At 37.1% G+C, this 9,500-nt stretch carries 7 protein-coding genes and 2 tRNA genes; 7 read left to right on the top strand and 2 right to left on the bottom strand.

Annotation, left to right across the window (positions count from 1 at the left end; genetic code table 11):
- The first annotated feature begins 86 nt into the window (after positions 1-86).
- From apbC to H5084_RS14515, 4 genes are all read left to right on the top strand, one after another.
- Positions 87-1,172, top strand: a complete 1,086-nt coding sequence (gene apbC / locus H5084_RS14500; RefSeq protein ID WP_182691055.1) for an iron-sulfur cluster carrier protein ApbC — start codon at positions 87-89, stop codon at positions 1,170-1,172.
- 46 nt (positions 1,173-1,218) lie between these two features.
- A complete protein-coding gene (locus tag H5084_RS14505) occupies positions 1,219-1,470 on the top strand; it encodes a DUF2164 domain-containing protein (protein WP_028869534.1) in 252 nt (83 codons plus the stop codon).
- A gap of 102 nt (positions 1,471-1,572) precedes the next feature.
- Positions 1,573-2,172 (top strand): recombination mediator RecR, encoded by a 600-nt coding sequence (gene recR, locus H5084_RS14510; RefSeq protein WP_028869535.1) that lies wholly within the window; start codon positions 1,573-1,575, stop codon positions 2,170-2,172.
- A gap of 264 nt (positions 2,173-2,436) precedes the next feature.
- A complete protein-coding gene (locus tag H5084_RS14515) occupies positions 2,437-3,102 on the top strand; it encodes a hypothetical protein (protein WP_182691056.1) in 666 nt (221 codons plus the stop codon).
- A 197-nt stretch (positions 3,103-3,299) separates the two neighbouring features.
- On the opposite strand, the gene H5084_RS14520 is transcribed toward H5084_RS14515, so the two are convergent.
- Positions 3,300-5,501: a YgiQ family radical SAM protein gene (locus H5084_RS14520; RefSeq protein WP_259396824.1), complete on the bottom strand. Its 2,202-nt coding sequence runs from the start codon at positions 5,499-5,501 to the stop codon at positions 3,300-3,302.
- A gap of 252 nt (positions 5,502-5,753) precedes the next feature.
- A complete protein-coding gene (locus H5084_RS14525; protein WP_182691058.1) occupies positions 5,754-7,712 on the bottom strand; it encodes an exoribonuclease II in 1,959 nt (652 codons plus the stop codon).
- A 250-nt stretch (positions 7,713-7,962) separates the two neighbouring features.
- On the opposite strand from H5084_RS14525, the gene H5084_RS14530 reads away from it, so the two are divergent.
- From H5084_RS14530 to H5084_RS14540, 3 genes are all read left to right on the top strand, one after another.
- Positions 7,963-8,053, top strand: a tRNA-Ser gene (locus H5084_RS14530).
- A gap of 368 nt (positions 8,054-8,421) precedes the next feature.
- Positions 8,422-8,512 (top strand) — tRNA-Ser (locus H5084_RS14535).
- 338 nt (positions 8,513-8,850) lie between these two features.
- The gene (locus tag H5084_RS14540; protein ID WP_182691060.1) at positions 8,851-9,102 is read left to right on the top strand and encodes a hypothetical protein; all 252 of its coding nucleotides are present in this window, start codon (positions 8,851-8,853) and stop codon (positions 9,100-9,102) included.
- The last annotated feature ends 398 nt before the right edge of the window (positions 9,103-9,500 follow it).

Here is a 9,500-nt window from a genome sequence, read left to right on the forward strand (position 1 = left end):
TATGTATTAATGCCTATTTTTAATAAGGATGATTTATCTAATGATTTTGATAAACTCACCCATCAATTCAGTTTTAAGGGCTTATCATGCTGTTTAAAAAGAAAACTATCGAACAAAAAGTTTTAAAATGTTTAGAAAAAGCAATTGAAGAAACAATATTCAAAAAGTTTATTGAACAACGCTTATTAGTTATTAAAGAAGACTCAGCTGAAATCAATTTACGTTTACCTTTTTATGCACCTAAATGGTTAGCTTCTTTACAACAACAAACAGCTGATTCATTACAAACCTTATTCAAACAGCCAGCAGTGTGGAATATTAGCTACAAAGTACCCACCTTTGAACACAAAAAAGTAGCTAAAACCAACCCTAATATAAACAATATTATTGCCGTTTCATCAGGTAAAGGCGGAGTTGGGAAATCTACGGTCAGTGTTAACCTTGCTATTTCATTGGCCAAGAATGGTGCAAAAGTAGGGTTATTAGATGCAGATATTTATGGCCCATCGCTGCCTACTATGATCGGTGAAAAACAAACTAAATCTACTTCGGCAGATGGAAAGCTATTAATGCCAATCAGCGCTCATGGCATTGTGGGTAATAGCATTGGCTTCTTAATCGATGATAAGGATGCCATGGTATGGCGAGGGCCGATGGCGAGTAAAGCTTTGCAGCAAGTATTAAATGAAACGGACTGGCCTGAATTAGATTATTTGATTGTGGATATGCCACCGGGTACCGGAGATATTCAATTAACGATGTCTCAAAATGTACCTGTGACCAGTGCAATCATAGTAACAACTCCGCAGGACGTTGCATTAATTGATGCTCAAAAAGGGGTTATTATGTTTAATAAAGTAGACGTACATGTCGCTGGCTTAATTGAGAACATGAGTGTTTATTCCTGTGTAAAATGTGGCCATCAAGAAGCTATTTTTGGAACCGGTGGTGGACGAAAATTGGCAGAACAATTTAACTTACCTTATTTAGGCGAATTACCATTACATATTCGATACCGTGAAGATACCGATGCAGGCATGCCAACGGTGGCTAAAGGTGATCTTCCTGAACTAGTGGATCCGTATTTACACTTAGCTGAGCAGGTGGCGATTAATCTATACAAAGACTTGCAGCCGACCATTGAGCAAATAAAAATTACTGAGCTGAAATAAAATACAGTGAATAATAAATTATCTACCCGTTTATAGAGGAATGAAAATGGCCGAAATTAAATTTTCTAATGCACAAAAAGTCGCAATAGTGGATCAAATACAAAAGTATTTTGAAAAAGAGCTGGATCAAGAGCTTGGGCAATTTGATGCTGAATTTTTGTTAGATTTCTTTACCGAAAAAGTGGGTAGTTATTATTACAATCAAGGACTAAATGACGCTAGAGCACTATTAGATGATAAACTAGATACCATTACTGAATCATTTTATGAACTGGAAAAAGTCACTGAATTTAACTAACAAGATTGCAGTCAGATGTTGATATCAATAGTAGAATGACTTTAATAAAATGTACTTTATAAACAGTACCTTAAATAATGCTTAAAAATAGAAGAAGAGATAATGTCAAGTAGACCTTTAATAGATGAATTAATGCAAGCCTTGCAATGTTTACCCAGTGTTGGCCCAAAATCGGCGCAACGTATGGTGTATCATTTATTAGATAAAAATCGTAATGGTGCGCTTAAGTTAAGCGACATGTTAGCAAGAGCAGTGGCTGAAATTGGCCATTGCCAACAGTGCCGCACATTTACCGAAGAAGATTTATGCTCTATTTGTAATAATCAAAAACGTAACGACAACGGCACTATTTGTATTGTAGAAATGCCCGTTGATGTGGTGGCTATTGAACAAACAGCGCTTTTCTCTGGTACGTATTTTGTATTAATGGGGCATTTATCCCCACTCGATGGCATAGGTCCTGACCAACTAGGTTTGAATCTATTAGAAAAACAGATGCAAGCGGGTAAAACTAATGAAGTTATTTTGGCCACTAACCCAACCGTAGAAGGTGAAGCAACAGCTTATTACATTGCAGAAATGGCCAGAAAACATGGAATTCAGGTAAGTCGTATTGCACACGGAGTGCCAGTAGGTGGAGAGCTAGAGTTCGTAGATAGCACCACCTTATCGCATTCGTTTACTGGCCGATCAAAGTTATAGTGCTTGTTGGCCTTACTTTACACTTTAAAGTTAGTGAGGCCGCTTCAAAATAAAAACTATATTTTCAACGCTAGACCTTCAAAATTTTACCTTTAAAACTATATTTTCAACCCTAGACCTTTAAAACTTTACCTTTAAAATTATATTTCAAGGTAGGGTTGTTAAAGCGTATTAAGTATAGCTTGAAAGGGTAGATAAAAGGTTACATCGCTTGTTGGCTAACATTATCAACAAAATAGATTTGTATTCACTAAAAGGAATAAAATGTCTGCAAATAACAATATGCCTTTTGAAGGCACAGAAAAAGCACATAAAGCATTAAAGGAAACACTCACCAGAACAACATTAAATGCTTTGTTGGCTAATCGCATTCCTGTGTCCATTGCAGACAAACTATCTCGACAGGTTGCAGATAAGGTCGATTTATTAACCCTTTATAAAATTGTTGCCGATGATATGAAACATCAGCGAGTACCAAAACAGCGTATTTTAGACAGAACCATTGTGCATATGTTTGAAATTTTATTTCGTATCATTAATGCTAATAAAGGTAATGAAAGCGCGGTTAAACAAAAAGAGTTTTTTACTCTGGTACCACGTGGTGAGTGTTTAGATCTGTTTCTACAGTTAGTAAAAGAATACTGCATGGGAGATACTGAAATTCAACGCTATACTTTTCAGTTAGAGCAGTTGATAGAAGGGGTGAGTAATGAATATATTATCAATTGGGATAAATTGTATCAAAGCCAGGAATTTAAGCGTTACCTTTCAGCCTTATTATCCTTAATATTAAAGCATCTACGTGACGATCGAGCACCTATTCCTGCGTTGGAAAATAAAATGCCTACTCATTTTCAACCCTATCGTATTAATTCATTTTTAAACCAAATATGTAAGTTGAAGCAAACAGGTGCGCTGCAATTAGATTAATCTAGTTATGTAAAAGACTTCAATATTTAAATTTTTAGTGAAAATAGCATAAAATCATGGTTTAAATTCAAATAAAAAGCGCTAACTTAGTCAAAAGTTAACGCTTTTCTCGAAGATAATTCATCGCAGATAGTGAGGGTATTTATAAGATTTACTTGAACACTATTTTTTAACTACGTCATACCAAAATCAAAAACTTACTTTTGAAATTGGTTAGTACTAAAGCGCGTTAAACCTTGTTTACCATTTGCTGGTTTACTACCAAATTTTGCTTTAGGCGCACGTTTATTATTAGCCACTTTACCTTTATTATTTGCAGCAACTTTATTGCCTTTTAAAGGTGACTTTCCTTTTTTAGTATTTCTATTAAGGATTTCAGCTCGTGTTTCTTTTGGTACTAAACACGTTGCTTTGCTACCAATCAAGGTTTTATCTAATCCCATTTTGATTAACGCTTCACGAATAATTGGCCAATTATCTGGATCATGATAACGCAGTATCGCTTTATGTAATCGACGTTGAACGGTTCCTTTTGGAATGGACACTGTTTCACTGTTTCTTTTTACATTACGTAATGAGTTAATTTCTGTGTGATACAAAGTCGTCGCATTCGCTAAAGGTGAAGGATAAAAGTTTTGTACTTGATCTAACTTAAAATCATTTTCTTTTAGCCACATTGCTAGATTGATCATATCCATATCTGTTGTGCCAGGGTGAGCTGAAATAAAGTATGGGATCAGGTATTGTTTTTTACCGGCTAATTTTGAGTAATGATCAAATAGCTCTTTAAATTTATCGTAGCTACCCATACCCGGTTTCATCATTTTATTTAATGGACCTTCCTCGGTATGTTCTGGTGCTATTTTCAAATATCCACCCACGTGATGCGTCGCGAGTTCTTTGACATATTCAGGATCTTGGATTGCCAAGTCATAACGAACGCCTGATGCAATCAATACTTTTTTAATGCCTGGCACTCTACGTGCCGCGCGATATAGCTCAATTGTTGGCGTATGGTCAGTATCGAGATGGCCACAAATAGTTGGCCATACACATGAGGGTTTACGGCATGTTGCTTCGGCTTTTTCACTCTTACAACGTAATTTATACATATTAGCTGTCGGACCACCAAGGTCTGAAATCACGCCAGTAAACCCAGGCACTTTGAGTTTAATGTCTTCAATTTCATTGATGATTGATTCTTGCGAACGACTTTGTATTATACGGCCTTCATGCTCTGTAATACTACAGAAAGTACAACCACCGAAACAACCTCGCATAATATTGATGGATGTTTTTATCATATCGTAAGCGGGAATTTTAGCATCGCCATAACTCGGATGCGGAACACGCGCATAAGGTAAACCAAATACACCATCCATTTCACTTTCTTCTAATGGGGTTGCAGGAGGATTTAACCATATAGCGCGACTACCATGCTTCTGCATTAATGCTTTTGCAGAGGTTGGGTTAACTTCTTGGTGAAAAATGCGCGATGCATGTGCATACAGCATTTTATTTTCTTTCACTTGCTCAAAAGTCGGTAAATTAATATAAGTCGTTGACCAAGCTTTTGCTTTCTCTTCCCATCTTTTTTCACGCTCTTCTTGCGGCGTGCCTTTATGAGGCGTCATTTGGATAACTTGCGCTGTTTTAGTAATATCTGATGCTTCATCAGCAGCATCGCTTTCATCTTTCGCAGTATCACATTTTTCACTTAAGTCTTGATACGGGCTATAGATAGGATCTATTTTGCCTGGCTTATCGACACTGCGAGAATCAATACCTGTCCATCCAGGAAGCGCTGAATTAGTTAGAAAAGCACTACCACGTACATCGGTAATGGTTTTGATATCATCACCTTGTGCAATACGGTGTGAAATTTCAATTAGCGGACGTTCCGCATTGCCATAAATTAACAGATCTGCTTTTGCATCGAACAAAACAGATTGACGTACTTTGTCAGACCAGTAGTCATAATGTGCTATACGACGTAAGCTCGCCTCAATACCACCAATGATAACGGGAACACCTTTGTAAGCTTCTTTACAACGTTGTGTATAAGCAGCAACAGCTCGATCTGGACGTTTACCACCTTCATCATTTGGCGTGTAAGCATCATCATGTCTTAATCTTCTTTCAGCCGTATAACGGTTGATCATTGAGTCCATGTTACCGGCAGTCACACCAAAGTATAAATTAGGCTTACCTAGTTCCATAAATGCATCTTTTGAATGCCAATCAGGTTGAGCAATAATACCGACTCTAAAACCTTGTACTTCAAGCATTCGACCAATGACAGCCATTCCGAAACTAGGGTGATCAACATAAGCATCACCTGTCACTATAATAATGTCGCAACTATCCCAGCCAAGCTGCTTCATCTCTTTACGTGACATAGGTAAAAAGGGGGCTGCCTTAGCAGAGTCGCCTCTGTATTTTGGATATGAAAATAAATTGCGGTCTTTGTGGGGAGTTATTGGCTTCAAGAAAAAATCTCTAGTATTGGAATGTTAAATTGAGGTTATTGTACCATAGAGTTTAACAAAGTCGCTTTTTGTCGTTAACAAACAAAGGCGTTAATCAGTTGATCTTAAAGATCAACTGATTAGAGGTATAAATAAGTCTATTTTGAGATGATCAAAAGGTGTTTAACCTAGTGGATCAGCAAGCTTAGCAATTAATTGACGAGATTCAGGTTTCACCGAAGTCAACATCACATCAATTACATCACCTAACTGCAATTCAATTTGATCGGCTACTTTAACCACGCCTTGTTCGCGGACACATTCTATTTTTTTAGCTTCAGAAGATTTACCTAACAAGCTACTTGGTACAAAGAAAGTCGCACCGTTTTCTTGAACACGAACGCGACAACCCGCTTTAACGATATCAAATATTTCTGCTTTATAGCGCCAATCTGAATTTTCTTGATCTTTCAAATAGCAGCAATATAATAAATTATTCACATCACGTTCAGCCATACGCTGTACTTTACGCGCTTCGTTAAGGTGTACACCAACATCAGCATCAATCTCAGTCGCTGTTTGTTGCATTAATACTGACTTAATTAAACGATGATTAATTAAATCCCCATATTTACGGATCGGTGATGTCCAAGTCGCGTAATGGCCGACCCCCATAGTGAAATGCGGAGCAGGGGAAGGCGCTGTGTCTGCATAAGATAATAAACGGCGTAAACGATGATCTAAGTAAGCATTATGTAATAACGCGACATCTTGGCGCATCTTTATATAACCCTCTAGCGTTGCTAATGTTGCTGCTTCAACGGTGATGCCATATTCAGCTAATAAAGTAGCGGCTTTTTCTAATCGGTCCGAGGCAAAACCAGAATGCACATTAAACACACCGGTTTGGCAATGCTTTGCAAGAAAGTCACCGGCACAAACATTCGCAGCAATCATTGACTCTTCAACTAAACGGTTAGCTGTGCGGCGGGGTTCACATAAAATTTCGTAAACTTCACCTTTATTATTTAGCTTCAAAGTGTAATCGGGCTGGCTTTTAATCACCACGGTATTTTCGCAACGCCATTGATGACGCACTTCAGTCGCTTGTTCAAGCACTTTTAATAATGGCCCTAATTCTTTATTAGGCTTCCATTGGCCTTCTGCTAGCGTTTCGTTTTCTAAATAAGTCGAAACATCATGGTAATTAAGACGATAATGAGATTTTATCCAAGCAGCAAAAAAAGTAGGTTCACCAAGGATTTCACCACTTTTACCAATTTGCAGAGTACAACAGATAGTTGCACGTTTTTCACCTTCTTTCAGTGAACATAAGCTATCACTTAAATCACGCGGTAGCATTGGCACGTTAAAGTTAGGTAAGTATAAAGTAAACGAACGTTTTTTAGCTTCCGCATCCATTTCACTATTTTCAGGTACATAAGCAGAAGGGTCTGAGATAGCAACGGTTAATGCCCACCCTTGGTCGTTTTCTTCAATGTATAACGCATCATCCATATCCTGCGTGTTAACACCGTCAATAGTGAAAAAGGGCATTTTTGTTAAATCTTGTCGTTCAAGATCCACATCGATAACCTGCCAAGGATGATCAAATTCAGGTGCTTTATTAGGTAATTGATGCGTAGCCACTGCAATTAAGCGATACGCAAAAGGGTCATTATGCTCAGCGACTTTCTCAACTACTTCAACCAAGAAGCCATTACCATCAAGGGCGTGGGAAAGTAGTTTAACCTTTACCCAATCACCATCATGGTAACCTTTGTTGCTAAGCTGCATGGCACCTTTAATTTTAAAGAACCCCTGTAATAGCGGATTATTAGGTTTAATCGAGATGCGTTTATCTTTAATAGAAAGTTGAGCAACAAACTCTGTGGTGTTAGTTTGTTTTAATTGTAAAGGTTGTGCCGATGACTTATCGCCATTCTCTGTAATAGAGGCACTTATTTTGTCACCGTGTAATACTTTTTTCATTTCACTGGGCGCAATAAAAAAGCGTTTACCTTTATCGGTTTCTAAAAAACCAAACCCACGTTCAGAGGCTTTGACAATCCCTGTGCGTTTTGGGGTGTTTTCCTGCATGGTTTGTTTAAGTTGATTTAATAATGGGTTGTCTTGAAACATGCTGGAAACCTTAAGTGAATAGCGATAATAATGTTCGAGAAAGAGGCGTTTATAGAAAAACGAGGGTTGAAATAAAAGCGAATAATATAACTCGTTAAACTTCCTCAACTTAAGTGATGAATAGTAAAGGTGATCGCAGGGGAATTAAAGGTTGAAGTGCGCAAATGTTGAAAATTAAAACTAATTTTAAGAAATGTTAAAATAAAGCTTGGTTTTTTTTAAAATCTAGATATAGTACGCCTCGTTCTGCGGAGGGGTGGCAGAGCGGCTGAATGCACTGGTCTTGAAAACCAGCGAGGGTTAATAGCTCTCCGAGAGTTCAAATCTCTCCTCCTCCGCCACATTAAGAAAAAGGGCTCCTCAATTGAGAAGCCCTTTTTCGTTTCTACTACGTTATAAACTACTTTTCACCAATTCATCTTTCCATTGCTGTCACTCTTTTCAATAACCGCTTCCTTAGCAATTCAATCTGCTTTTTATTGTCATTAATTCTTATATGCTGTAAAGCAATGTTAACTATCTCAGTAAACCAGCGTTAATTATTTCAATAAACAATAACGTTTCAGTTACATGAATAACGATTGATTACTTTTTATAAAGTGATTGATTGCAACTTGCTCTTTTTGATTGGAAATTAAGCACTCGAACATTAATTGTAAAAAAGTACTTGGCTTTTATCTCAGGTTCTATAACATACGCCTCGTTCTGCGGAGGGGTGGCAGAGCGGCTGAATGCACTGGTCTTGAAAACCAGCGAGGGTTAATAGCTCTCCGAGAGTTCAAATCTCTCCTCCTCCGCCACATTTAAAAAGGCTCATTATCGAAAGATGATGAGCCTTTTTACTATCCAAAGCATTACAAAGTTTAAATAACTCCTACATCTTCCAACGTATTCAAAAGAAACTCACTGTTTATTGTCAGTACCTTTTTACTCTGTACTTTTATTGTTAATACGGACTTTTCCTATCTATCACATGATAGAGGTTTAACTCTGCTAGTTAACTTCTTGATTAGTTAATTATAATTGCTATTGTGACAGTCAATTTAAACAGATTAGATTACTTTTTTGATCCACTAAAAAATCGATAAATTCAGTCTAATGACCTGTTATCCGTTCGAGTCAATATGGGGTGTTGCTAGTGAAGATCTTTACAATTTCATTTGTTTTTTCAGTTATGACGTTATTTTTATTGATGGTTTTAGATGGTGAACTATCAAACTTATATTGTGTTTGGCCGCTTAATCTCATTGAAGCGACTGGTGTATTGGGCAACAACGCTCCAGCTTTTTATTATGATTGGTATGAGTTCTCTATGGCATTCTCTTTGCTCTTACAAAGTGCTTTCATATATGCGATCACATCAAGACTCATGCACAAAAAAAATATGTAAACGGAACTCCGCATTAACCTTTATTTTCAAATATTTTGCAGAGAGTAGCGGGGTAGGTTGGTTTTGCTTCGTTACTGGTTTTACTTATTATTTTGCTCCCTATTTTACTGCCGATCATTGGCTTTAAAAAGTTTATGGCTGTCTAATTCTCGTTAAATACTTAGTGATAACTAAAACCTCCTTTCAGTTAAAATTCACTATGCCTTACCTTAAGGTAGTACTTTTATATATTCAAACGATAAATTTACTATATTTCCTGATTTACATTCCAATCGGTGCACTATTTTCTTTCGAGTTTTTTAAATTTATTGCTGTCAAAAAATGCTTTTTATAATGATTAGATTAGTGAAGGTTACGGTTGCCTAAGATGGATGTTATAGCGTTATGGTGTCGAGTAA

The sequence above is a fragment of the Psychromonas sp. SR45-3 genome (genome assembly GCF_014163575.1).
GTDB classification, from domain to species: Bacteria; Pseudomonadota; Gammaproteobacteria; order Enterobacterales; family Psychromonadaceae; genus Psychromonas; species Psychromonas arctica.

What these genes read in the sequence shown, in the direction of transcription:
- apbC (WP_182691055.1), top strand. Translation starts at nt 87, where the DNA reads ATGCTGTTTAAAAAGAAAACTATCGAACAAAAAGTTTTAAAATGTTTA.
- H5084_RS14505 (WP_028869534.1), top strand. Translation starts at nt 1,219, where the DNA reads ATGGCCGAAATTAAATTTTCTAATGCACAAAAAGTCGCAATAGTGGAT.
- recR (WP_028869535.1), top strand. Translation starts at nt 1,573, where the DNA reads ATGTCAAGTAGACCTTTAATAGATGAATTAATGCAAGCCTTGCAATGT.
- H5084_RS14515 (WP_182691056.1), top strand. Translation starts at nt 2,437, where the DNA reads ATGTCTGCAAATAACAATATGCCTTTTGAAGGCACAGAAAAAGCACAT.
- H5084_RS14520 (WP_259396824.1), bottom strand. Translation starts at nt 5,501, where the DNA reads ATGTCACGTAAAGAGATGAAGCAGCTTGGCTGGGATAGTTGCGACATT.
- H5084_RS14525 (WP_182691058.1), bottom strand. Translation starts at nt 7,712, where the DNA reads ATGTTTCAAGACAACCCATTATTAAATCAACTTAAACAAACCATGCAG.